Genomic DNA, 24425 nt, shown 5'->3' on the forward strand with positions numbered 1-24425 from the left:
GTTAAGCTATTTGGTCAGAAGGAAGCTTGTGGCAATGCCAAAGGAAAACTGTCTGGCGTCGACGCGTCGAAAACCCGCTTCTAAATACTTCTCGTGAAGGCGTTTTGAACTTGGAAATTGCTGAATTGTCTCAGCAAGGTAGCGATAGGCTTCTCGGTCGTTCGACACTGCGCCTCCAAGTGGCCGCATAACCCACCACATGTAAGCCTTAAACACCTTGTCGATGAACACAGAGCGATCTGGCGTAAACTCAAGGATCACACCCTTTCCGCCAGGTTTAAGCACTCGATTTAGCTCGGAAAGACCTTTCCCCAGATCACGGAAGTTTCTGATACCAAAAGCCACCATGAATCGATCAAAGCTCGCATCAGGGTATTTGATCTCTTCTGCTGCTCCACATACCAGATCAACCAGCGCAATTCCTCGTCGCAATGCCTTGGTCTTAGCCAACTCAAGCATGCTGGAGGCGGGGTCATACAATGTGGTATGAACTCCAGGACATTGCCGGTGTGCTTCAAATGACATGTCCCCGGTGCCAGCACTGCAATCAAGAATCCGCATGTGCGGGACCAATTCGAGTGACTTAACTGAAGCACGACGCCACCAGCGGTCAACACCTAATGAGAATACTCTGTTCAAACGATCATAGGTACCGGAGATTCGATCAAACATCTCCACAACACGTGGGTCGGCCCCAGCATAAGAAGGTGCGACTCTTGCGGGAGCGGGGAATTCCTGACTAGTCGAGTTTGTCACAGTTTGGTGGCGTAAAGAAATACGAGATAGAGTGGTGTGGACAACAGCAGCGAATCAAAGCGGTCGAGGAATCCGCCGTGACCCGGAATCAGGTTTGAAACATCCTTGATTTGCACTTCTCGCTTCATCAGGGACTCGATCAAGTCACCCATCTGGCCGGCTACTCCAACTAATACCGGTAGTATGAGGTAATCAAGTGGATCTGGTTCCGCAAGGCCCAACAAGTACAAACACGGCAAGAGAAGCGCGGCAGCAAGCAAACCGCCGACCGCACCCTCGACAGTCTTGTTTGGGCTAGCCTCCGGAAACAACTTGTTTCTTCCAAACGACCGCCCAGTAAAGTAAGCAGATGAGTCACAAATCCACGTCGCAACAAACAGAATTCCAAGTGCACCTAATGGACCATGCCGAAGCGGGCTCGAAATCTCATGAATCAGGATCCACATCGATAATGGAGCCGCGGCATAGACCAAGAACAATGCGCCCAGACCAAGCTGGATGAGTGGAGCGCGCGCTCGACTGAACACGGAAGTAAGGATCCAGACGTAAAGTGCTGTGATGGTGGCACCAAGAATGACCGGATTGCCGTGTTTCATCACAAGTAAGTCAACTCCCAGTAGAATCACGGCCAGGTATTGCACTCCAAGCCGCACGTTCATCGCAGCAGCGAAGATCCTCCACTCGCTCAGAAGCAAGCACTGGATCCCAATAATGACTACTAACAACCATACTCCTCCAGTCGCTGCCGAATAAAGGAGCAGTGGAATTCCAATCGCAGCCGAGATTAATCTGATTTTGAGATTGGACACTATTTGAAACGCCGCCCGCGTAGTGTCCCGATATCAGGAGGCCAGCCTGTCGAATCAGACTCTGAAGTAAGCAGATCGAACACCGGCTGAAAACTCACCTGCAGCTCTTCTTCTGGAACCAGAAATATCGAATTGCTGTCCGGTTCTGCCAACCTCTTTCTGGACATCTCTGTAAACGAGGAGTCCGGAAATACATCAACGATTGCCTGATGAGTCTTCCTCGCCGATTCAAAGTCGCCAAGCTTGTACTCCTGCAGGTACGCAATCGCATGCAAGGCCCTCGAGCCTTCCAAACTTGCACTGTCAAACGACAAGGTCTGACGGTATGCCGCGATAACCTCTACCGCATCCGCACCGCCCAATAACATCGCCTCGGCATTTCGAAGCGCTTTTGCTTGCTCGGACTCCTCAACCGGAAAGTTAGGCAGGTTCAGTTTGGCTCGTGCGATGTTTCGGAGATCGATAGGTACTTCTTCACTCTCTGAAACTTCTCTGAGGAGCGATTCGCCTCTAAGTCGAGCTGAGTCCACTTGCGATTTCTGAAGTACAAAGGCATATTGAAGAACCGCCCGCCAATGTTCAATTGACGAATCAGGTACCGCTGCCGCTGCTTCAAGATGACGGTAAGAGCTGTCAGCATTCCTTGCTACGGTCTCGAAGAACGACGCAGCTTCCAAATGTGCCGTAACAAGACGTCTGCTGACACCGCGCCTTCTCATCCAATAAAGGTCGACGTTATTGGGTCCAGATTGAGGAGTTGCTTGCACTTCGCCTTCGCCGATGCGCACATCCTCATCTTCTGCAGGCTGAAGAGAGTCGCGGGCCGCCTCTTCTCTCTTTCTGAGGGAGTCTCTTTGGAAGAGCGCACGCATTATTGAGTCCGCAATCAGCTCGGCCGGAGTGAGTGCGACGGCGCGAGCCGTATCCAACGTGCTGACGTTAGCCGTGTCCTGAAGAACCTTTTGAGAACTATCTTCCCCGAAAGAATCAGAATCTACTAAAAGGTCTTGCTGACGTTCAATGCGAACAGTATCCTCTCTGACAACTCCTTGGTCAGTCTCCATTTCCAATGCTGGTTGATTGTCCTTGTAATATGCCAGACTATCTGTCAAGATAGGAATCTGGTTCAAAGCCGTGAGACCGGACTCAAGCCTTCTTGCAGCTTGCCGCGCAGAATCTTGGAGTTCTCGTAAGCCTCCCGCGGTCGTGACGCTATCGAACTTTGCCTTCGCTAATTGAAAGTCACCAAGTTTATCGCGAGCGACTTCTCCTTGCAGATAGTACGCTTGCGCTTTGCTGTTTCCGGGCGAGCTCGTGACCCCGAAATTCTCAAGCATTCGCAGTGCGAGCGTCGGGTCGCCACACCTCGCTTCCACTCGCGCAAGCTCCACCTCAACCTCGCCGGAGCGGTCGAGGAATCTGCGGTCGGTTCGCAGGGGAAGCAGATAGCTTACGGCCTGCGGATAATTACCTTCCTCGGATGCAATGAGAGCGAGGAGTTTGCGAGATTGAAAAGCTTCTTCAGTAGACCGAGTTAGTTCAAGACAGCGAAGAAGCGCATTTCGCGCCCTTTCCTTTTCGCCCATTGCGAGGTACGATCGACCGAGCCGTAAGTTGTCAGTCGCCTTATCATCTCTACTATATGAGATCTTGCTGATTTGTTCCAAGTACTTGGCCGCCTCCTCCGGATTCCCTCTCGCATCATAGATTTCGGCCAAAGTCCTGCTTGCACCGGCCTTTGCATCCGGTGAAGTTAGTGTGCTCTCTTCACGCCTTAAGACACGTTCAGCCTCTTCGAGCATATTTTGTGCGACGAGTGCTTTTGCGCGCCATATCGTGGCAGACTCAACATGCTTGCTCTTAGGGAAAATCGTCACAAGTTCTGTGAACTTCCGTTCCGCACGGGAAAACTCTTGAAGGCGGTAATAGGATACACCCATTACCATCAGCGCATCGTCTACCCAGCGGCTCTTCGGATAAAACTCCAGGAGCTTGCCACAGGACTGTATAACCTGCTGATATTGCTGCACAGGAACATTTCCTTGCTGCGGTTGACCGGGACGGTTCGGTTGTCCGCCCTGAGACTCTTGCACAGCACCTTGTGCGCTACGCTTTGTCTGCCGCTCCGCAGCACGAAAATCCTGCTTAACGTTATAAAAGGTGTTGTAGTACGCGCATCCAGAGCCTAAAACAATCAGGAAAGCGAGAAGGAAAGCACGCGTCAAGGATTTCGAAGAGACTCTCTTCATATGTCGTTCGATGCAGTCATGTTACAATGTGACCAGGCATGATACAAGGCAGGTACGGCAAGACCCGCTTGTGCTGAAAGGTGGAAATGTGCTGATTCGGTAAACGGGGTATGTTCGAGATTAACTTCGATCGTTAGTGCACCGCTCTCGAAAGCCATTTCAGGCAGTGAGGCGGCGGGATAGACCACGGCTGAAGTACCAACAGCAATGAACAAGTCACACTCTGTGCTGGCTCGAAATGCATGAGTTAGCACGGCCTCTGGCAGCATTTCTCCAAACCACACTACCCCGGGTCTGAGTTTTCCTCCACAAGAGCAGCACGGAATCTTGCCCTCATATCGGACAGGTTCATCGCCGGACTCCTGCGCACAGCTAAGGCAGCGATTAATTTTGATGCTTCCATGGAGCTCAAGAACACTCTTACTCCCTGCCATTTGATGCAACCCATCAACGTTCTGCGTAATTAGAGTGAACTTAGGGCACGCTGACTCCCACTTTGCCAGAGCATGATGCGCCGGATTTGGCTTGGCTTCAGCCAGAACGCTGCGCCTGTAGTTGTACCACTCCCACACGAGCTCGGGGTTCGCCATAAAGCCCTCCATACTGGCCAACTCCTCCGGTCGCATCTTGTTCCAGATGCCTTCCTTTCCTCGAAATGTCCCCAAACCCGACTCTGCTGAAATCCCCGCGCCTGTCAGAACGGCAATATTCCGTTTTCCGGCCAATTCGCTCAGGAGTTCTTGTGGGAGCACGAAATCGTTCACTTGACTTTCAGTTGAGTCTTGTTTATATTGCGGCACTTCAGGGACCGAAGGGTTCTTGAGGGTGCCGCTATGCGGCTTGTAATAGCAATATCAACAAGATAAGATTTTTTCGACAGAATGCCACAACACAAGTCATGCGAAAAGCGGATGCGAACAGCCGCAAAGGCCAATGAGCGAAACCGCAGGGATCGCTCCCGAGGCCGTACGGCTGAAAAGCGTGTTTTACTGACCAACGACAAAGTCAACGCGAATGAACAGCTCAAGAATGCCTATGAGGTTCTGGATCGTTTGACGTCCAAAGGGATTCTTCACCGTCGAACTGCAGCACGCCGCAAGGCTCGCCTTGCGCGTCACGCTAATTCGTTGAATTCCTGAAACTTAAATCGCCCCCCGCCGAGCCGGTGAGCTCGTGGCAATCGTCCCCCTCCTGCCACAGCAATTTCACCGGCTCTTTTTTGTCTCCATGTCAAGCTTACTTGGGCCTCGAGTAATTCGGGGCCTCTTGCACGATCGAAACATCGTGCGGATGACTCTCGAGATAGCCCGCTGACGTCGCCTCGATAAACCTTGGTTTAGACTGCATTTCAGCAATTGTGCTGACCCCGCAATATCCCATCGAAGCCCTGATTCCGCCTACCAACTGAAAGACCGTATCGGCTAACTTGCCTTTGTACGGAACTTTGCCTTCAATCCCCTCAGGCACAAACTTGCCGCTCGCTTGGGATGCAGCTTGGAAATAGCGGTCTGCTGATCCCTTTTTCATCGCTCCAATCGAACCCATCCCCCTGAACAGCTTGTAGCTACGTCCTTCCACGAGGACTGTTTCACCAGGGCTTTCTTCAGTTCCAGCAAATAGGCTCCCAATCATCACCGAAGAGGCCCCTGCTGCCAGCGCCTTTGCAATGTCTCCCGAGTATCTGATACCCCCATCAGCAATCACAGGTATCCCCTCCTCCAGCACGGCTCCTACAACCCACATCACAGCCGTAACCTGCGGCACGCCTACCCCTGCAACCACCCGTGTGGTGCAAATTGAACCGGGACCCACGCCTACTTTGACCGCGTCAGCCCCGGCGGAGACGAGCGCTTTTGCCCCCTCCCCTGTAACGATGTTTCCCGCTACTATGTCCACTGTCGGAAACTGGCCACGAAGCTTCTCAACCGTGCTCAAGACGTTCCGGGAGTGACCATGCGCCGAGTCAACGACGAGAGCATCTACACCAGCCTTGACAAGCAGCTCTGCCCGGACCTGAGCATCGCTGCCGATACCCACTGCCGCCGCAACTCGCAACCGCCCCTCCCCATCCTTGCAAGCATTGGGAAACTGACTTCGCTTCTGAATATCCTTGACAGTAACTAAGCCTGCGAGTTTTCCGGATTCGTTCAGCAATAACAGTTTCTCAATTCGGTGCTTCTGAAGAACCTGCTCCGCAGTACCAAGATCCGTTTTTACGGGGGCTGTGACCAGTCTTTCCCGCGGAGTCATCAACTTTGTCACAGGCATGGTCAAATCAGTTTCGAATCGCATGTCTCGGTCGGTAATGATGCCCTCCAGAGTCTTGTCGGCGCTTACAATTGGAATACCACTGACACCTTTGGCGCGCTGTAACGCATGGGCATCCGCCAGCGTCGCAGTAGGAGGTAGCGTGTACGGTTCAAAAATCACGGCCGATTCACTTCGTTTCACGCGGTCCACTTCCACCGCCTGATCTTCCGGAGGCATGTTCTTATGGATCACGCCAATTCCACCCTGGCGGGCCAGTGCAATACAAAGCTCGGCTTCCGAAACCGTATCCATCGCAGCTGAAACCAGAGGAATTCTCAAACGAATATTCCTGCTAAACTGAGTGCTTACATCAACTTCTGAAGGAAGCACCGTAGATTCAGCAGGGATGAGCAGAACGTCGTCATAGGTCAGGCCGATACCAACGATGCGGCCAAACTGCATAGTCATAATTCTTCCGTAGGGTTAAAGTGACCAAGATTCAAAAACGAAACCCCCGCCTTTAAGTGGCAGAGGTCGTCGAAGACCGAACGGTCGCGTTGAGAGTAAGGACTCCGATCAAAGTGCTAAGATAGACTTCGCTCATGATTTTTCTGTAAGATGGCAAGGCACAGCTGTGCAGCTTTCACCAAGTCATCAACCAGCACGTGCTCACTTGTTGTATGTTCTTCCTTCATACCGCATCCGATGACAACAGCAGGCAAGCCTTTCTCGTTGTACACATTTGCATTCGTCCCACCCCCAATTGCCAGCGGCTTCATGTCCAACCCCAATGTATGGCCTGCTTCGGACACGATCTGAAACGGTATTGAGTCGGTAGGTACGTGCATTGCTTTGAACTCACGCTTTATCGACTCCTTGAACACCGCACGCCTTAGCTGGCCGTCAATCATGCGCTCGAACTTTGCGACTGCTCTGTTGAAAGCCTCACTCATCGCCTTAGTTTGCGCTTCGAGCTTCTCCACTGAATGGCTGCGAACCTCTGCGCGAGCTGTTAAGTGGTCTGCGACAATATTCGTAGCTCGCCCAGATTCAACTGTCCCAATGTTCGCCGTTGTCTCCTCGTCCAAGCGGCCAAGTTTCATGTTTGAAACTGCCTCTGCAAACACTTCTATCGCGGATATCCCATTCTCCGGACGCATTCCGGCATGTGCGGCAATTCCCTCGATCTCATAGAGCATGCGGTTCGCGCTGGGCGACTTGTAAATGATCTGGTCCATTTCCTCCCCGTCGAGCACGATAGCAAACTTCGCCTCAACTTGAGAAAGATCGACAACATTTGCCCCCATCAGACCAATTTCCTCCGCAACATCAAAAATTACTTCAATGGGACCATGCGGCATTTCCGACTCATGAATACACTGAAGCATTTCAAGAATCGCTGTAACACCAGCTTTGTCATCGGCCCCAAGGACCGTCGTACCGTCTGAGCGGATTACATTGCCGTCAAGGCGAGGCTTGATCCCCAGTCCCGGCATCACGGTGTCCATATGTGCGGAGAACAGCACCGCACCGGAACCGGACTTGCGCGCAGGGATCCGAATATGCAGGTTACCACAATTTCCACCAATCTTCTCGCCCGCATCATCCTGCCACACTTTCGCACCTGTACCAGCGAGCAGCTTTTCGATGAAAAGAGCGACATCTACTTCCTTCTTGGAAGGGCTATCGATCTGAACAAGGCTGAAAAACAGATCGATCATACGTTGCCGATTTACGCTTGGAATAGCCATAATAATAAACCACTTAGTTACAGTAAACAAAGTCTTGATCAGCACTATCGACTGTAAGTGCCAACAGATCACCCGGCTTTGCCATAGTGCGCGGAACTGCTACATCGGAATAGTTGCGGGCATGCCCGTACAAATGTGAGTTATTGCCGCGGTTTTCAACAATAACCTCTACCAGCGACCCGACATGGCGCAAATGAAAGGCGCTGCGTAATTGACGCGACAGCTCGCGTAATTCACCGGCTCGCACACTCACTTCTTCATCGCTGACTTTGTCAGCCAACTTAGCCGCCGGGGTTCCTGGTCTGACAGAGTATGGAAACACATGTAAATACGATACGGGGTGTTCTGCCAGAAAGGCCTTAGTTTCTCTGTAAAGAGCCTCAGTCTCGCCCGGAAAACCCACAATTACGTCCGCCCCAATCCCCCAGTCGTCACGTAACTTAAATGCACGATCAAAAATCCACTTCAGGTGAGAAACAGAGTAACGGCGATTCATTCGTCGCAGGAGTTGATCAGTCCCAGTCTGAAACGGCAGATGCAAATGTGGGCAGACAACGTCTGACTCGGCAACGACACTCAAGAAACGTTCCGAAACAGCCCACGGTTCCACACTGCCCAGCCGAAGCCTTGTCAGTCCCGGCACGGCAGAGATTGCGGCAATCAGGTCTGGCAACCTGTCCTCGCTGCCAGTATCAAAGCCGTATGTTCCCAGCGCAACGCCAGTCAGCACGATCTCCTTCACACCGAAGTCGACCAGTTCGCGCGTGCGCTCTACCGCGTCATCAATGGCAAGGCTTCTACCTTTTCCACGCAATGCCGGAATAATGCAATATGTGCAGAACTGAGAGCAACCGTCCTGTACCTTCAGGAAAGCTCTGACGCGACCCTGCAGTCCGCGTACTACTGTCCCATCGCTCCATGCCGCATTGTCGTTGACTCCGCCGACATTAACAGGCTCGGAATTCCCAAGGTAACCGAAAAGACTCTCTTTCTCTCTATTGCCTAAAATCTTCTGAGCCCCGGCCAATAGTAACTCATTCGGAGCCCGCTCCGCCATGCAGCCCGTCGCGATGACCTGTGCGCGCTGATTGGAGCGAAGGGCCGCGCGGACAGCCGCACGGCCCTTTCGTTCAGCAATTTCAGTCACCGCGCACGTGTTGATCACAATCAGATCAGCGTCTCGCACCGAGGAGGACTCGACGTATCCGTTCGAGCGAAACTGAGTCAATATCATCTCACTATCGTACTGATTCAGCTTACAGCCCATCGTCTGAACAAACACACGCAAAGACTCCTTCGACTGAGAGCTCATTACTCGGTCACGGTCGGAGTCTCGGGGTCGCTTGCTGAAGTGTCATCGATTCCCGGAATGTCACCTTCACCGACAATGTACTTCTCGCGAGTTTCCTGATCAAGCTCATCATCGGCTCCATCAGGTGCCTGTGCCGCGAGAATGATCTTCTTATTCTCACGATCAAACTCAATCACCTCAAGGGCAATCTCGTCACCTACTGAAACAGACTGCTTTCCACCTTTTGTAATACGCTTGAGCTGGCTTGCGGGCACAAATCCTTCCACCTCGCGCGGCAGTTCGACAATCACACCCTTATCCATGACTCGCGATACCTTACCGGTAGTTTGCGACCCAACGGAATAGAGCGACTCAAACTCATCCCATGGATTAGATTGGGCCTGTTTCAATCCAAGTGCGATACGCCTTTCATTTCGATCGAAGCCGAGTACGATGACTTCGACTTCTTCACTTTTCTGAAGGATTTCACCGGGATGCCGAACGCGCTTTGTCCAAGACAAGTCAGAAATGTGCACAAGACCGTCAATGCCGTCTTCCAACTCAACAAAGGCACCAAACGGCACAAGATCCCGAACTTTACCGGTATGCCGCGAACCTGGCGCATACTTCGTCTCGAGGTTCTCCCAGGGATCTGGCTCCACCTGCTTCATGCCCAGCGAAATCTTGCGACCCTCTTTATCGATATTAAGAATCACAACCTCGACTTCATCGCCAACGGACAGCATGGCGGAAGGGTGCTTGACGTGCTGAGTCCAACTCATTTCCGATATGTGAACCAGTCCTTCAAGTCCCTTTTCAATCTCAACAAACGCGCCGTATCGTGCGATCGAGACAACTCTTCCTCGAACCTTTGCACCAACCGGATATTTCTCATCCACACCATCCCAGGGATGCTGCTGCAGCTGCTTCAAACCGACCGAGATTCTCTGTCGCTCCCGATCGTAGTCGAGGACCTTTACTGTGAGCTTCTGATCAAGTTGCACAACTTCGGAAGGATGACTCACTCTGCCCCACGAGATATCAGTGATATGCAGCAATCCGTCCACACCACCCAAATCAACAAAGACACCGAAATCGGTGATGTTCTTTGCGGTTCCCTCCATGATGTCGCCTACCTGCAGTTCCGAGAGGATCTTCTCACGAACGCCCTTGAGGCCTTCTTCAATAATGACCTTTCGCGAAACCACAATGTTCTTACGCGCATCATTCAACTTCACAATTCTGAAGTCCATTTCCTTGCCAACCAGCGCATCGAAGTCGCGGACAGGATGAACATCAATTTGAGAACCGGGCAGAAACGCCTCTACCGTCATAATGTTGACAACGAATCCGCCCTTAATTCTCCGCATGATTGTGCCTTGAACGATCTCTGCGTCATCGAAAATCTTCTGGATTCGTTCCCAGGTCTTCATGAAGTCGGCTTTACGCTTTGACAAGGAAAGCTGACCACTATGATCTTCTACGCGATCAAGAAATACCTCGACATCATCGCCGATCTTCACGTCCACCATGTTTGTGAACTCGTCGCGCGCGACTGTGCCTTCCGACTTGAAGCCGATATCAATCGAGACTTCCTTATCGGTGATCGAGACAATTTTACCTTGTACAATCTCGCCCTCGCGATACTCCATCACGAGCTTGGCGTATAGATTTGCGAGGTCTTGCGCTTCCTGCGTCATTTTCTGCCTTTCCTCAGGCAGATCTTCACGTTTGACTTTCCTGCCCTTGAAGAGAACATCATCCTGATAGGCAGGTGCCGTTTCTTCGACTGCAGTGGTTGGGTTAAATTCACTCATTTAGACCTTTCCCCCCTTTATTTATGCCCGCGGGGAAACGGGGTTTGGATGTATAAAGCCTCAGAAATTGAGGTTATCGAAGTCGCTCATCATCAATTACGTCGCGGTCAAATATGTTGCCGTGATAATCGATCCGAGACAGAGTTGCAAATCGTGAAGTTGATCGTATCGCTTCGAGTATTCGATTTGCAATAGTCTGATATCCGGACTTGTCATCAGGTGAATCACTAATCAAAACTTCAGCCGGAATTGTTTCACCAATCACTATTTCGAGCTGTGGACGCGGAAACCTAAAAAGTTTGGCATTAGCAGTCCCATGCAGGTAGATTGGCAAGACATCAGCACGTGTCTTTCGCAGGATCCAACCAACGCCGAACTTGGGCACAAGAAAACCGTCAGCGGGTGCCCGCGTCCCTTCGGGGAAAAACACCAGCGCGTTACTGCGGCCGAGAATCTTCATACATGCAGACATGGCGGACTTGTCCAACTGGCCGCGCCTGACGGGAAACGCGTTCAGCTTGCGCAAGAGTCTTCCTGCCAACCTATTCCTAAAAAGTTCGGCTTTCGCAAAGAAGTGCACCTCCCTCTTTAGGAACCCCCCTAATAGCGGCGGGTCAAGATTAGACCTGTGGTTTGAACAGATCAGTAACGGACCAGTCTTTGGCAGGCGATCCATGCCTGTAACGCGCACGCCGAACAGGGCTTTAAACATACAGCGAGAAAACAGGGAAACCGTTGCGTAGAACAGTCGCATACCTTACTACTTGGCAGTCGCAATGGTTCCGTGCTTCTTCACGAGTGCCAATACACGATCAACTTGGTCACCAATAGTAAGATGTGTCGTGTCAATCTCTACTGCGTCGCTTGCCTTTCTCAATGGGCTATGTTCTCGCGACGAGTCACGTTGATCTCGCGCTACCAGCGCTTGCTCAACTTCTTCGACAGACTGTACTATGCCGCGCGCTGTCAACTCTTTTTGTCGACGCAAGGCACGCACGTGGGGGTCTGCGCTCAAGTACACTTTTACACCCGCATCAGGAAACACAACTGTACCAATGTCACGCCCATCCGCAACTATGCCGCCGCGTTTGCCAATCTCGCGCTGCCATGCGACAAGCTTCTCGCGAATCAAGGCATGTTCGGAGACTGGGCCGACCCAAAGTGAAATCTCAGGTGTCCTGATGTCATCAGACACATCCTCGCCATCAAGCAGAAAATGCACACCCTCCGAGTTAGAAACCTGCTCAACAACAGTATGCTCCAGAAGCTCCTGAAGGGCTTTGCGATCGGTTAGCTCTATACCACTCCGATATATTTTGAGCGCGACAGCTCGATACATAGCCCCAGTGTCCAGGTACATGAACCCAAGTCTCTGAGCAACCAACTTCGCAGTTGTAGACTTTCCGCTACTTGCCGGGCCGTCAATCGCCACGACGAGTGACTTTGACACATCGTTCATCCTTTGATGCGTCCACCATTCTCTTCATCAATGAAAATGCGGGTCACGATCTTTCCGACAAAGTGCGTGTCGCTCTCACCTTCGAACCGGCTGTCCCAGGGATACCCTGAGGAAGAATCACTCCTGCTTGATTCCTCATCAAATTGCAGATGCTTCTCTATGCGACGCTGCCATAATGCCATATTTTCTGGCCTCAAGTCAACCCAGCCCTTCTTCACCCATTCATTCAGGCTCTCTTGATCAACCGAAAACTCGTTTGAGCCTGCGTAAGGAGGAATCTTAACCTCCGGCCCACGCAAGATTCTCTCACCGTCAGGAAGGAGTATAGGCACACCAATTGAAAGAATTGTCGCTCGCAAATGCGTATTTGACTTCACGATTTGCAATAACGCTTCAGAGCAGCGATCATGCGATTGCTTACAGAAGTCGGATACATGCGGATAAGCAAGCCAGATCAAGTATGCCTCGTACAGAAGCTTCGAAAGGTGTGGTGGGCCGAGCATCTCGAATGCAATGCTTCGATGGCCCGTTTCTTTCTCAAGTCTGACCATTTCGTCCAGAGCAGCCTTGCGCAGAATTCCCGCTCGGTAAGTGGGTCCCATAACTACGGAGTCAAGTGCTCCGACCACATCAAAACCACTATTGCCACCTTCGATCTCGGTGACAACCGAATGCGCAATCTCTTCGGGAGTTACGAATTCCATCTGATCCGCGGCAGTGATCGTGAAGAATTCTTCCGTGGAAAATATCCCGTTCTCACCGGTATCGATGTAGACCGACTTCATATTCTCGCCAAGAGGCGAACCACAAGAATCATCGACGCGCTTGAATACAGAAGATAACTGATAGGCCGCACCTGGGTCACAGTCGAACAACGGGATTGGTTTTCCACCGCGCCTTATCTCACCATGCGATATCTTCTTCCAAGCGATTACCGCAGCAGGCTTGATCTCTTTGACGTACGGCGAACCAGGAGTTCTTCCCATGAGGAAAAGCAGCAGGCTGTGCGCACCGGCGATAGAAGACTTGCTAAGGAGCTGTCCCGAAGGGCGGTCCTCCGAATGTGTGTAAGGGATATTGAGCCCCATTCCACCTGTACCTGTGGTTCCGATCTTCAGGTACATTCGGACGTTATTAGTCCGGCATGCTTCGTTTAGCACCTGCAAGTGTCGAATCAGCTGCGGCAAACTAATCGTGCTGGCAAGTCTTTCCACACGCTCTTCAAGTGAAACGCCGGATGAATCGCCATCTTCGCTATCGAGAGCTTTTCTAACATCATAGTAAGCCGTGTAGGAGTCTTGATATGCCAAACCCGTTGCTGAATTTACGCTATCAATGATCAAATCCGGCTTGTGCTTCTCAATGAGCTGATAGAGAAAGAACGAATGCAAGCGCTCACGATTTGGCTTTTCGAAAACTCCATCAAGGAACATTCGTCGCAAAGAGACATCACCTAGAATCTGCGCCCGCGCCTTGTCTTTCAGGCTTGCAGGCAGAAAAATGTCGCCCCACTCAGCGATGATCTCGGTGCTACCTTTGTGTGGATCCAATTCGCGAACTGCATCAAGCGCCTCTTCTTGGCGCAGCGACAATACTATTAGGTGGGAGGGTTTCTTTTCAAGTAACTGCTTGCACACGGCAACACCCACAAGGCCCCAACCTCCCAGTACAAGGATTCTGCTTCCCTTAATATTCATGACTAATCTTCCAATTTGTCTTCGGATAAGTTTTTTGGGGAAAGAAGCTGATGTCCGTTCCCTTTAGTATGTACAGTCGAAACTTCTGAATCGTCTTCGGAGTCCTCACCTTCGACGACATGACTTAACTGCATAACTGTCTGATCTGCATCGCGAAGCTCGCCCAATTCGCGGGTCAGTTCAGCGTGCCGCGGCAAGTCCGAAACGTTGGTAATCCCAAAATACTTCAGAAATTCATCGGTGATTTCATACAAGAGCGGCCTGCCCACGACTTCCGCGCGTCCTTTCACCCGTATCAACCTTCGATCGAGCAGATTGCGCAGCACTCCACCAGAATCCACACCACGAATTTCATCCACTTCAACTCGTGTGACCGGGCCTCGAAACGCTATGACCGACAGTGTCTCAAGTGCCGCACGTGACAGCCTCGTACGGGCTTTGTCCGCCAAGAATCGACGTAGCAGCTCTCCATGCTCAGGGCGCGTGAAAAGCATAAAACCACCAGCGACCGGCAGGATTTCGAACGCACGGTCATGAGTGACATATTCCTCATTCAGCGCCTCGATCACTTCACCAAGTTTACCCTTCGCCCGCTTTCCGACAGCGTTTATGAATGCGGTCTCGGTCAAGGGTTCTGTACTCACAAGCAACAATGCCTCGGTCTGCTTCAGCAAGCGCCTCCGCTTGAATTCATGATCTTCGGCTTCCTGTTGCTCCTCACCATCGAGTTCAGACTCCATGTGATCAGGAGATGACCCGCTCTCATTCTCGGGAAGCGACTGGCCTTCAGTCCAGGATACCATCACGCCGCCTGACTATCAATTGCTTCTGGTTTGAACACGTATATCTCATCAAAGGGCTGGTTTTGCTCGAGCCTTACTCTGTTGTGTCGGGCTAAGTCAAGCAGAGCAAGAAAGGTCGTCACCCAGACAATTCGGTCAGGCACGTCTCGCAGCTTCTCAATCAGTCCGAAGTGCGAAGCACTTAGCAGATTCCCTAAGACCCAGCGAATGCGCTCCTCAACCGATACTCCGAGCAATTTGACATCGTGAAAAACTCGAATCTCCCTCCGCGCTAAAATTTCCTCCATAGTTCGAGCCAATTCGTAGACTGATAGTGGCATGAGCAGATCGAGTCCTTCCGGACGAGACTCAACGGGGACTGCTTCACGAGCCAGAGGTCGCCGTTCAAACATATTTAGCTCAAGCTCACCAAGGTCTTCTGCTGCTTCCTTGATCCTGGCGTATATTTGAAGTCGATTCGCAAGCTCACGCCTTGGATCATCGATGTCCAGCTCCTCATTCGTCTCCGTATGCGGCAACAGCATTCTGGTCTTGATTGACAAAAGAGTGGCTGCCATCAGCAAATACTCGCCAGCATCTTCAAGATTATCCACGCCTATCTCGTCCAAGGCTTCGAGGTACGACGCAGTAATCTCTGCCATAGGCAAGTCAAGAATGTCGTACTCCTTACGCGTGACGAGAAACAACAACAGGTCGAGCGGTCCCTCAAATCTCGGAAGTTTGACTTGCCAGATACTCATGAGCCAAACCCCATCGCCGTATGAACCTCAGTCATAGTTTGTGCGGCCACCGCGTTTGCAAGTGCGTTGCCTTCAGCGATCACATCCTTCACATACTGTGGATTCTTCTCAAGACCACGTCTTCGCTCATGAATTGGCGCAAGATGCTCAACTATTCTATCCGCGCAGCGCGACTTGCACTCTACACAACCCAAAGCGCCACTTTCACAACCAGATCGAATCTCCTGAACCTCAGAAGCATTGAATTTCTTGTGATAGCCGAATACTAAACAAACGTCTGGGCGACCAGGGTCATTCTTGCGTACCTTTTGAGGATCAGTTACCGCTTTGCGCAATTTCCCGCGAATCTCTTCTGGAGAGTCGGAAAGAAGAATCGTATTTCCAAGTGTCTTTGACATGCGCCGCCCGTCTAAACCAATCAAACGAGGGAAGTTTGTCAGCATTCCGTCAGGTTCAGGAAAAATCGGCGACTTGGGTGAATATAGATTATTGAATCTTCGCGCTAACTCGCGAGTGACCTCAATATGAGGGAGTTGATCCTCCCCGACTGGAACGATTTCACCCTTGTACATCATGATGTCCGCTGCCTGCAGTACAGGATACGTTAAGTGACCGGCCGTTACTGCATCTTCGAGGTTTAAGTCACGCACCTGATCTTTCAAAGTCGGGTTACGTTCAAGGCGACCGGTTGAAATGATCATGTTTAGCAGCAGATATAGCTCGGCGTGCGCTTTCACTGCTGACTGGACAAAAATCGGACTTTTCTCGGGATCGATACCGGCCGCAAGCCAGTCTGTGACCATCTCACGAATGTTTTCAGGAATCTGGCGAGTGTGCTCGTAGTCGGTAGTTAACGTATGCCAATCCGCAACGAGGTGAAAATTCTGAAACTTATCCTGCAATTGAACCCAATTCTCAAGCGCACCAACATAGTTGCCGAGATGCAGACGGCCGGTCGGGCGCATTCCGGAAAGTATTCGTTTCTTTTGCAAGTTGGCTGAGAAAAGCGGGTTGTGATTCTACTTCAGGCAATCTGTAAACATACGATTTTCCGAAGTGAATCGCAACCCGTCTTCGCTGATCAAATAGATGAGTAAGATATTGTTTATTTTACATATACAATTCGAATAGGAGTAATGCTGCCTTCTTGGCGCAGCCGTGCAAAATAGGCACCGGCTGAAACCTCTTCCCGTCCAGCCACCCCCGGTACCCATTGGACAAAACTTTGCCCTTCAGAAATTGCCAATTCGGCAACGTGCCTGCCCAATGCGTCATACACGTCAATAGTTCCACTGCCAGCAATTATTGTCTCGGTCGCAAAAGTGACTGCGCTATTAAAGGGGTTTGGAAAGGCTGTCAGAACACGAAATTCCTTCGGCACCGGCGCGCCGGGCGGACTCAGATTGCTCGTCTCCCACAACATCGTCAAGGCACCAGGGCCTGCAGACATAGGGTAGCTGGCAATCAATTCTCCTCCACCGCTCCGGACTTCCAACGTGGCCTCACCAAAACAAGTCACTGCAAAAAGTCCGCCGGGCAGCGCCTCAATGTCTGTAGCGCCGACTCCGCACAAAATCGGATTGCTCGCGTCGTTTTGTACTTGCCTCGTGGTTGCATTATATCTGAAGACCTGCCCTGAATCACCCCATCCACCTGCCGCGACATATACGTATTCACCATGTGCGGAAAGAGAAGCAGGCATGCCTCCCACGTCAAGCACCGTTTCTACATTCATAGATGCTAAATTGACTATGTAAATGCTGCCTGCGACATTTGTATAATTACCGGTACAGGCGACATGCAACTCACTTCCAATCTTCACCATCCCCTGCGGGTTTACTCCAAGTACTACGGAGTCAATTAACGCGAGATTCTGCACACTATAGCGTTTTAGGACACCCTGTCCAAATTCAGGGAAATTTACTCCCGTATTCAGCACGAACAATGTGTCATCGTAGACCACAATTGCCTGCGTACCAACACCCGAATGAAGAGTGATCTCGACAGAGCCGCTCGTTAGATCGATCACGGAGAGTGTCCCACTTACACTTGCGGAGACGGCAAGCCTCGCATTAGGCAGAAGAGCCGCTGCCCATGGGTTGACCGCGCCCGACACCGAGATTTCCCGCAACGTGTGTAAAGTTCGCCGATCGATTTCCTGAACGGTACCATACCCAGAATTGACGACGAACACGCTTGCTTCAGACACCACGACATCATTAGGGATGTTACCCAAGGTCACCGCCTGCGCCACATGCTGACCAGTTTGATAGTTAACCCACCCCAGACTCTCGTCCAAACCGTTCACAACGTAAAAGATTTGGGCAAAGGCTATCATCTGGTGGAGCACAAGTAATAGCATTGAAGCGCGAATCATGGTCTCACATCCATTTAAGGTTGACATACATCCAGAATTGCCTCAGCGGCATCGGAGCGTGACGTACAACACGATAGTCTACGTCAAAGACATTTTCACAACGCACGCCAACTTCAATCGCAGTACTTCCCAATGAAAAACACCTTGCGACGTCAGTGTTCACTAAGGTGTACTCCGGCAACCATTTGGAATTTGTCTCCAAAACAGCTTGCTTATCAGACCAGAAAGTACTAATTGTTCCGTGAAAACCACCAGACTGCGCAGTCAAATTCCCACGAAAAGTCCTTGCTGGGCGATATATTAGATACTTCCCATCTGTAAGCCGATCGCCACTCCGATCTCTGGCCTCCAGCCACTCCATTGACGAACCAACGCTGACAATTCTGGGGACTACTACTTGTGAGATTGAGACTGCAAAAGAAGCAAGTGTTGCACTCTTCAGGTTTTGCGGCGTCCAGCGACCATCAAAAGTCTGCCGCCAGTAAATCAAATCGCGGACATGGCTGTCTGACAGCACTACGTCCAAAGTTGACTTGAATCGAGAATTTGTCGAGAGGGTGCCGAAAGTCTGAAACTGTGTAGAGGATTCCGCCCTAAGGTCCGGATTACCTTGCGCCAGGAGTTCATCGTTCCAGAAAAGCGAATAGAAACTTGGGGCATGATATGACATGGAACCACGAAGTCCAACCGACGCATTGACAATGGTCCGAAAGTCATATGCTACTTCTCCAAAAGGTAATGATTGCAACTTAGAGTCGCCGAATCGCTCCACGTTTAGGCCTGCATCTACACTAAAGCTTTGATTCTTTCGAATTGATACTGTCTTTCCAATACCTCCCGTAACACGCCAGCGCAGACGATCAGCCTGGTCGTCTGCCAATATGCCGCTTTCCAGGCTCTCGCGTTCGCCCTCGACTCTTACACAAACTTGGATCCCGCTTGACATTCCTACCCAGCTTGAAGAGATTGCTGACCTTCTCGCATATTCACGTGAAGTCTTGAGAAAACTATATGGATCAGGGTCGGAATACTCCTTTCTTTGTGTCTGTTGCGAGAGCTTCGTGGTGATTGTGCCCTTAGGCGTTGGAAGCTCTAAGTCAAAGAGAAAGGAGCGATAGGACTCCACTTGACTTGCCATCGGAGTAGGTCGCGGAGCTAAGTAACCCGGGAGGCCGAATTCACCTTCCTCGAGCCACAAGGTCGATGTCAGTTTCACTCTGCCCACGAAGTTCTCGACTTTACCAAAGAATCGGTCTCTGCTGGTTGCATTGTTCTGACGCCTGAACTCCTGACCAAGATTCTGCGTGAAAGGACCATTACCATCATACTCAGTTACACGAAATCTATAGCGCCCATTGCCCTGTGCGCGTGAGACTCCGGTGACTATTCTCAAGCTTTGCCCGATCCACTCGTGCCTCGCGGACAACTCACCAAAGGTACCGGTGCCCTCCAACCGCACCGCGGCGGACTTCTGCTTCACTGTCGAAGTCCGAATCGAGATTACGCCTCCAATCGCTTCAGCTCCAAAACCACTGCCGCCTCTCACAATCTCTATTGACTCAATCCAGTCGACTGGAATGCGCGCCAAGTCTGTTTCACCGCTTCCAATATCGTCAATTCGAACACCATCAAGCAAGACCAAAACCTGATTAACATTTGAGCCGCCAATTCTCGCGAACTGTTTTCCGCCGGAAGCAGCGTCATCTCGCAATGTCACGCCTGGCAACTGCTGCAGAAACTCGGCAGCATTCCGCGCTCTGCTCTGCTCGATGTCCTCCTTCTTATATGAGCGAATTACTGCATTATCCGAGGCATAGATTATCACCTCCGGCAATGTAGTGTGCAGGGAGTTTGACTCCGTGGCAGACGACAGAGATCCTAACAGTGAGAATCCAAGGGCAATATACTTTAGAGAGCGAGTGTCCATCGAAGACCAAAGTACTCTTCCTTCCGAATCATCATGTAGCCAGGCAAGTACTCATAGTGTTGCCCAGTCAGGTTTTCTACTCCCCAAATGAGAGTCACGCCTTCAATAGTTCCTTCAATTCTGAAGTGCACGAGATGTGCGGGTCCGATCACCTCGCTACGCAAGTCCGAAGTCGCCCGTCGCCGCCCGATGTGCTCGTAGGCAGCGTATGATTCTATATGCAATTGCGACTTGAAGAACGTGCGAGAGAACACAAGACGCGAAAAAGAACGCGTGTCAAGCGCGCGGGATTTCTCATCAGCATCGACAACTATCTCACCAAGTGATTGGAATCTTACATGCTTAGTGATTCGAATCTCGGAGCTACCAGCCGGACCTTCAAACCGATTGCTTTGGCTTTGGCCGTCCAAATATAGTGTATCGCTTCGCTGGACAAAACCGTAGCCGTTTGATGTCGCAAACCTCCAGCCCAAGCGTAATCTTCCCCTTTTTGACGTCCAATCAAGCCCTGCTTCTGCAAAGTCAAGAGCCGTTTCGTAGCCCCTATTTGCCTCGGACTGCGGGAGCACTCCACCAAAAAATCCACTCTTGGCAAAGCCGTCGTCTACGAGTAATCCTCTTTCTTCAATTCTAAACTGTGCGATCTGCCAGTATGTCGGTACAGACTTCCTGCCTAACAAGCCTAAACCATAGATTGCGAAATTCAGGAATCGGGGCGTAAGAATCTCCGTTGCGGCCGAGAGATCATCCTGGTTGTTATCATGCTTGTCACTTGCACGATTGTTCAGCTTTTTGCGATAGAGTATGCGCGCCTTAAGGCTTCCAACTGCTGATTGTATTGATCCACGACCTTGTAGAGATACATCCTCCTCTACTAATGCACTTTCTCCAGGAAAACTGAAATTGGCGCGTTCGAAGGCAAGTCTGAGGCCAACGTCCGAACACCCCATAACTTTGGATGCATCAACGAAGCCATAGAAATATTGTTCCCGCAAACCGAAGTACTTGTCTCTTTCCTCCCTGTCTTGCCTCAAATGCGCACCGAATTCAATACTGCTGCCATCGCGAATGCCTCGCATTCTGACAGTCCCATGCTCACGCTCGCAATAGATATTCGGTCGGACTACCTGATTCGGAGCAGGCCTTAACACCTGCGGGGACTGAGCTTCCGCGTTAGATCCGCCGTACTCAATCGTTGCGTTCCAGTTCGAATTCAGCCTATAGTTCAACTCCCCGCGGAGTTTGTACGACTTTGACTTGCTGATCCCCTCGCGCAGGCCATTGTACCAGAACAATCTCCCTCTCCCCTCAGCAGAGAATCGTGGCGAGAAGCTCTGGGCATGCGCAAAATCAACTCTTCCAAATCCATAGTAGCCCTCCCTGACTAGTAACTCAGTTCGCGGAGAGTCGGCAGGCATGCTCCTTCCTGTGAGCTTCAATGTGCCCAGTGGATCCAGCCCATCAACAGCGAATGCAACAGACTCCAATTCTTCAGGAGAATCCAGATTAGACTCGTACAGACCGTCACTGAAACGATGCCAGGGTATGCCATCTCGTTCAACTCCAATGTACCATGGATTGAATCCCCACGGTCTGAATACTACGGGCGCCCCAGCGACACCGTAGTCCATCGGAAACATACCTGGAAGTCTTCGCATCCAGTCACTCATATCTTCGTACGCATACGAACGCCATGCATCCATAGTCATGACCTGTGAATACAAAGGCACGGAAACGACAAACAAAACGAATATGCGTAAGAATCTCATTAAAGCGGTTGCTCAATTAGTTTTACCATCTTGGGCAGCAGAGGCACAACAATCAAGAGAAACACGAGCGCGTTTGACACCAAATGAATCAATGCAAAAGGTGCGGCTAAGCCTAAGGTAACAAGAGTCTGGTCAATAGAAAACCCGGCCGCCACTGGGAAGGCCAGGTTAGTAAGAGTATCGAACCAAATCGTTGCTACAACCCCAAGTACAGTGACGACGATTGCTCGATATGTAATTGAGCCAGCAAATGCCACTTTTCGTGCCAAGGCTCCAACGGCACCCGCGCCCGCCATTCCAGTGACTTGCGCTACCAGCGTCAAGCCAAAAGAACTGCCCATGGGGTGAAAGCCTGCAAACAGAGTTTCGATCAGAACACTACACAAAACCCCCGCGCCCAGTCCGAGCAGGTAACCCGCGCAAAAACATGTCGCGGTCACAAGCTCCACATTGGGAACAGGGGCCAAAAGATATCCTAACGCAAGACCGACTGCCACCAGAGCCGAGGCTCGAGTCAACATCAACGGCGGACTCGAAAAACCGCCAGTATCACTCATTCGATTCTCCTCGCAAATTGCGAAGAGCCTCCACCAGTTTCCTTGTCTCCGAAGGTTGGTGAAAGCCGCAGGCAGGTCTCCTGGCTAAGAGTAAGTCACTCTATCACAGTTGCGGGACAGCGACGGGTTCACACCGTCTTCCCTATTCTTCCGCAGTTTGCGGACACCTGCAGCCTAATTCCTGAAGCGAGAGCGTACTACTCGCTGACCTTTTCGGTCGAAACAAGTTCGCGCGCCTTCTCGCGGATACGGGACTTCTTACCGGTCAAACCACGCAGGTAGTGAAGCTTTGCGCGCCGCACACGACCTCGGCGCAAGACCTCAATCTTGGCTATTCGCGGCGAATGCAAGGGGAATACACGCTCGACGCCAATCCCCATGGAGAGCTTGCGTACCGTGAAAGTTTCATCAAGGCCGCCGCCATGCCGGCCAATACAAACTCCTTGAAACGCTTGAATACGTTCCTTGTCGCCTTCAATGACGCGGACGCTCACAATCAAGGTATCCCCAGGCACAAAGCTGGGAATATCTTGTCGAAGATCATCCATCGTCCAATTTGCGATGCGGTTCATTTCTGCCTCTATCTATGCTAATGCTTGTTTTTCAAGGTATCGGTTCGCAGCAGGTCCGGACGTCGCTCACGTGTGCGCAAAGACCGTTCTGTTACTCTCCATTCCGCGATCTTCTCGTGATGACCGGAAAGCAGAACTTCCGGCACACTCAGTCCTTCAATAACTTCCGGTCTTGTGAAGTAAGGACAGTCCAAATCTCCATCTGCGAAACTGTCGCCATCTGCCGACGCTTGATTGCCAATAACTCCCGGCAACCTTCTCACAATCGAATCGACTAACAATGCAGCAGGCGTCTCTCCACCGCTGACGACAAAATCCCCAACCGATATTTCTTCCCATGAGTCCCGTTCGAAAACACGGGCATCAACGTCCTTATAATGCCCACAAAGGACAATCAGCCACGTCGACCTGACGAGCGTGTCGACGACTGATTGCGTGAGCCGCTTCCCTTGCGGAGACATGAAAATCCGCTGAGGATTCTGAAGAGGTGCGCGATAAGTGAACAATGCATCAAGACAGGCAAATACGGGCTGTGCCATCATGATCATTCCAGCGCCACCTCCATATGGAACATCGTCGACCTTTCCGTGGCGGTCGGTCGTGTAATGCCGAAGCTGATGCAACCAGATTTCAACTTCCCCGGACAACAATGCACGTTGCATGATCGACTGATTCAGCGGAGCACTGATTAGCTCGGGAAAGGCAGTTATGATGTCAATGATCACGCTCGCCAACCGCTGGTGGAATTTCCTCGCTGGACAGCAGTTCTGAAAAGCGACGGACTACGATTCTGCGATGTTCAAGGTCGACGTCACCCACCCACGCATCCACGAACGGCACCATGACATCTCCCACAGGAGTCTGTATTGTCAGGATATCTTGGGCGCCTCGCAAAACATCGGACAATTTGCCAACTTCTTGTCCTGATTCATCTACCGCTATACAACCGATCATGTCGCTGATATAAAATAGATCTTCAGGCAGCTTGAGGCGGTCATTCAGCGATATCTCGATTGTGGCGCCACGAAGCGATTCTGCCTGATTACGGGTCCGGATCCCGTCAAAATTCAAAAGGACACCGTTCGTCGCAAGCTTACAGCGCTTTATCCTAATCTCGAGTACCGTCCCGTCAGACATTCGAAGCATACATTCTTTGAGAGTCCGAAATCTCTCTGGAAAGTCTGTCAACGGTTCGACTCGCACCGCTCCCTGCAAGCCGTGCGCGGCAACAACGGCCCCTATCAGAACCAGATCATTTGAACTGCGCGGCTCAGGCGTGTTCACCTGAGCTGCCTACAATATCCAAATGTGGGGGCTCCGCACCCTTCGAAGGCATCGCAGGATCCACAATCTCGAAACCAGCACGAATTCCTTTGCGTGCTGCGGCAGCGAACACAAGTGTACGCAACGATCTTGCGGTCCGCCCTTCTTTTCCAATTACCTGACCGAGATCACCTTGTCCAACGTACAGCTTGTACAGAATGCGACCAGTATCTTCGGTCACCTTCTCAATGCGAACAGACTCGGGTTTCTCAACCAAGTGTTTGACGATAAAGCTGATGAAGTCTTCCATCACTTTCCTTTTCGCCAAGATGTGTGAG

The 24425-nt window shown here is 51.2% G+C and carries 23 protein-coding genes and 1 riboswitch; of the genes, 1 reads left to right on the forward strand and 22 read right to left on the reverse strand.

Going from position 1 to position 24425, the window contains the following annotated elements:
- Positions 1 to 6: 6 nt before the first annotated feature.
- The 4 genes from KJZ99_01455 to KJZ99_01470 form a co-directional block, all read right to left on the reverse strand.
- Positions 7 to 672, reverse strand: a complete 666-nt coding sequence (locus KJZ99_01455) for a ubiquinone/menaquinone biosynthesis methyltransferase (protein MCL4304561.1) — start codon at positions 670 to 672, stop codon at positions 7 to 9.
- 80 nt (positions 673 to 752) lie between these two features.
- Entirely contained in the window at positions 753 to 1565 is an 813-nt protein-coding gene (locus tag KJZ99_01460) for a phosphatidate cytidylyltransferase (GenBank protein ID MCL4304562.1), read from the reverse strand.
- The gene (locus KJZ99_01465; protein ID MCL4304563.1) at positions 1565 to 3814 is read right to left on the reverse strand and encodes a tetratricopeptide repeat protein; all 2250 of its coding nucleotides are present in this window, start codon (positions 3812 to 3814) and stop codon (positions 1565 to 1567) included. The genes KJZ99_01460 and KJZ99_01465 overlap by 1 nt, the downstream gene beginning before the upstream one ends.
- On the reverse strand, positions 3811 to 4539 hold the full coding sequence (locus tag KJZ99_01470; GenBank protein ID MCL4304564.1) for an NAD-dependent deacylase: 729 nt from the start codon (positions 4537 to 4539) through the stop codon (positions 3811 to 3813). The genes KJZ99_01465 and KJZ99_01470 overlap by 4 nt, the downstream gene beginning before the upstream one ends.
- Positions 4540 to 4695: 156 nt before the next feature.
- Between KJZ99_01470 and rpsT the strand changes: the two genes are divergently transcribed.
- A complete protein-coding gene (gene rpsT / locus KJZ99_01475; GenBank protein ID MCL4304565.1) occupies positions 4696 to 4953 on the forward strand; it encodes a 30S ribosomal protein S20 in 258 nt (85 codons plus the stop codon).
- 97 nt (positions 4954 to 5050) lie between these two features.
- Here the strand turns inward: rpsT and guaB are convergent, their stop codons facing one another.
- The 18 genes from guaB to KJZ99_01565 form a co-directional block, all read right to left on the reverse strand.
- Positions 5051 to 6526, reverse strand: a complete 1476-nt coding sequence (gene guaB / locus KJZ99_01480) for an IMP dehydrogenase (GenBank protein MCL4304566.1) — start codon at positions 6524 to 6526, stop codon at positions 5051 to 5053.
- A 122-nt stretch (positions 6527 to 6648) separates the two neighbouring features.
- The gene (locus KJZ99_01485; GenBank protein MCL4304567.1) at positions 6649 to 7785 is read right to left on the reverse strand and encodes a M20/M25/M40 family metallo-hydrolase; all 1137 of its coding nucleotides are present in this window, start codon (positions 7783 to 7785) and stop codon (positions 6649 to 6651) included.
- Between the two features lie 43 nt (positions 7786 to 7828).
- The gene (gene mtaB / locus KJZ99_01490) at positions 7829 to 9127 is read right to left on the reverse strand and encodes a tRNA (N(6)-L-threonylcarbamoyladenosine(37)-C(2))-methylthiotransferase MtaB (protein MCL4304568.1); all 1299 of its coding nucleotides are present in this window, start codon (positions 9125 to 9127) and stop codon (positions 7829 to 7831) included.
- Positions 9127 to 10806: a 30S ribosomal protein S1 gene (rpsA, locus tag KJZ99_01495; protein ID MCL4304569.1), complete on the reverse strand. Its 1680-nt coding sequence runs from the start codon at positions 10804 to 10806 to the stop codon at positions 9127 to 9129. Before rpsA ends, mtaB begins: the two co-directional genes overlap by 1 nt.
- A 190-nt stretch (positions 10807 to 10996) precedes the next feature.
- Complete coding sequence (locus KJZ99_01500) at positions 10997 to 11677, reverse strand: 1-acyl-sn-glycerol-3-phosphate acyltransferase (GenBank protein MCL4304570.1); 681 nt, start codon at positions 11675 to 11677, stop codon at positions 10997 to 10999.
- Between the two features lie 6 nt (positions 11678 to 11683).
- The gene (gene cmk, locus KJZ99_01505) at positions 11684 to 12382 is read right to left on the reverse strand and encodes a (d)CMP kinase (protein ID MCL4304571.1); all 699 of its coding nucleotides are present in this window, start codon (positions 12380 to 12382) and stop codon (positions 11684 to 11686) included.
- Positions 12379 to 14079, reverse strand: a complete 1701-nt coding sequence (locus KJZ99_01510; protein ID MCL4304572.1) for a short-chain dehydrogenase — start codon at positions 14077 to 14079, stop codon at positions 12379 to 12381. The genes cmk and KJZ99_01510 overlap by 4 nt, the downstream gene beginning before the upstream one ends.
- Positions 14080 to 14081: 2 nt before the next feature.
- Entirely contained in the window at positions 14082 to 14882 is an 801-nt protein-coding gene (gene scpB / locus KJZ99_01515) for an SMC-Scp complex subunit ScpB (protein MCL4304573.1), read from the reverse strand.
- The gene (locus KJZ99_01520; GenBank protein MCL4304574.1) at positions 14882 to 15622 is read right to left on the reverse strand and encodes a segregation/condensation protein A; all 741 of its coding nucleotides are present in this window, start codon (positions 15620 to 15622) and stop codon (positions 14882 to 14884) included. Before KJZ99_01520 ends, scpB begins: the two co-directional genes overlap by 1 nt.
- Positions 15619 to 16614 carry a tryptophan--tRNA ligase gene (trpS, locus tag KJZ99_01525; protein MCL4304575.1) on the reverse strand — a complete coding sequence of 332 codons (996 nt, stop codon included), beginning with the start codon at positions 16612 to 16614 and terminating at the stop codon, positions 15619 to 15621. The genes KJZ99_01520 and trpS overlap by 4 nt, the downstream gene beginning before the upstream one ends.
- Positions 16615 to 16727: 113 nt before the next feature.
- A complete protein-coding gene (locus tag KJZ99_01530) occupies positions 16728 to 17999 on the reverse strand; it encodes a T9SS type A sorting domain-containing protein (protein MCL4304576.1) in 1272 nt (423 codons plus the stop codon).
- A 4-nt stretch (positions 18000 to 18003) separates the two neighbouring features.
- Positions 18004 to 19926: a TonB-dependent receptor plug domain-containing protein gene (locus tag KJZ99_01535; GenBank protein ID MCL4304577.1), complete on the reverse strand. Its 1923-nt coding sequence runs from the start codon at positions 19924 to 19926 to the stop codon at positions 18004 to 18006.
- Entirely contained in the window at positions 19908 to 21584 is a 1677-nt protein-coding gene (locus KJZ99_01540) for a hypothetical protein (GenBank protein ID MCL4304578.1), read from the reverse strand. Before KJZ99_01540 ends, KJZ99_01535 begins: the two co-directional genes overlap by 19 nt.
- Positions 21585 to 21694: 110 nt before the next feature.
- On the reverse strand, positions 21695 to 22252 hold the full coding sequence (locus KJZ99_01545) for a hypothetical protein (protein ID MCL4304579.1): 558 nt from the start codon (positions 22250 to 22252) through the stop codon (positions 21695 to 21697).
- 52 nt (positions 22253 to 22304) lie between these two features.
- A riboswitch (cobalamin riboswitch) is annotated at positions 22305 to 22438 on the reverse strand.
- Between the two features lie 11 nt (positions 22439 to 22449).
- Positions 22450 to 22824: a 50S ribosomal protein L19 gene (rplS, locus tag KJZ99_01550; GenBank protein ID MCL4304580.1), complete on the reverse strand. Its 375-nt coding sequence runs from the start codon at positions 22822 to 22824 to the stop codon at positions 22450 to 22452.
- Between the two features lie 17 nt (positions 22825 to 22841).
- Positions 22842 to 23549: a tRNA (guanosine(37)-N1)-methyltransferase TrmD gene (gene trmD, locus KJZ99_01555; protein MCL4304581.1), complete on the reverse strand. Its 708-nt coding sequence runs from the start codon at positions 23547 to 23549 to the stop codon at positions 22842 to 22844.
- The gene (rimM, locus tag KJZ99_01560) at positions 23539 to 24108 is read right to left on the reverse strand and encodes a 16S rRNA processing protein RimM (protein MCL4304582.1); all 570 of its coding nucleotides are present in this window, start codon (positions 24106 to 24108) and stop codon (positions 23539 to 23541) included. The genes trmD and rimM overlap by 11 nt, the downstream gene beginning before the upstream one ends.
- A complete protein-coding gene (locus tag KJZ99_01565) occupies positions 24095 to 24397 on the reverse strand; it encodes a KH domain-containing protein (protein ID MCL4304583.1) in 303 nt (100 codons plus the stop codon). Before KJZ99_01565 ends, rimM begins: the two co-directional genes overlap by 14 nt.
- Positions 24398 to 24425: the final 28 nt, after the last annotated feature.

This window comes from bacterium, assembly GCA_023382385.1.
GTDB lineage: Bacteria > Electryoneota > RPQS01 > RPQS01 > RPQS01 > JABWCQ01.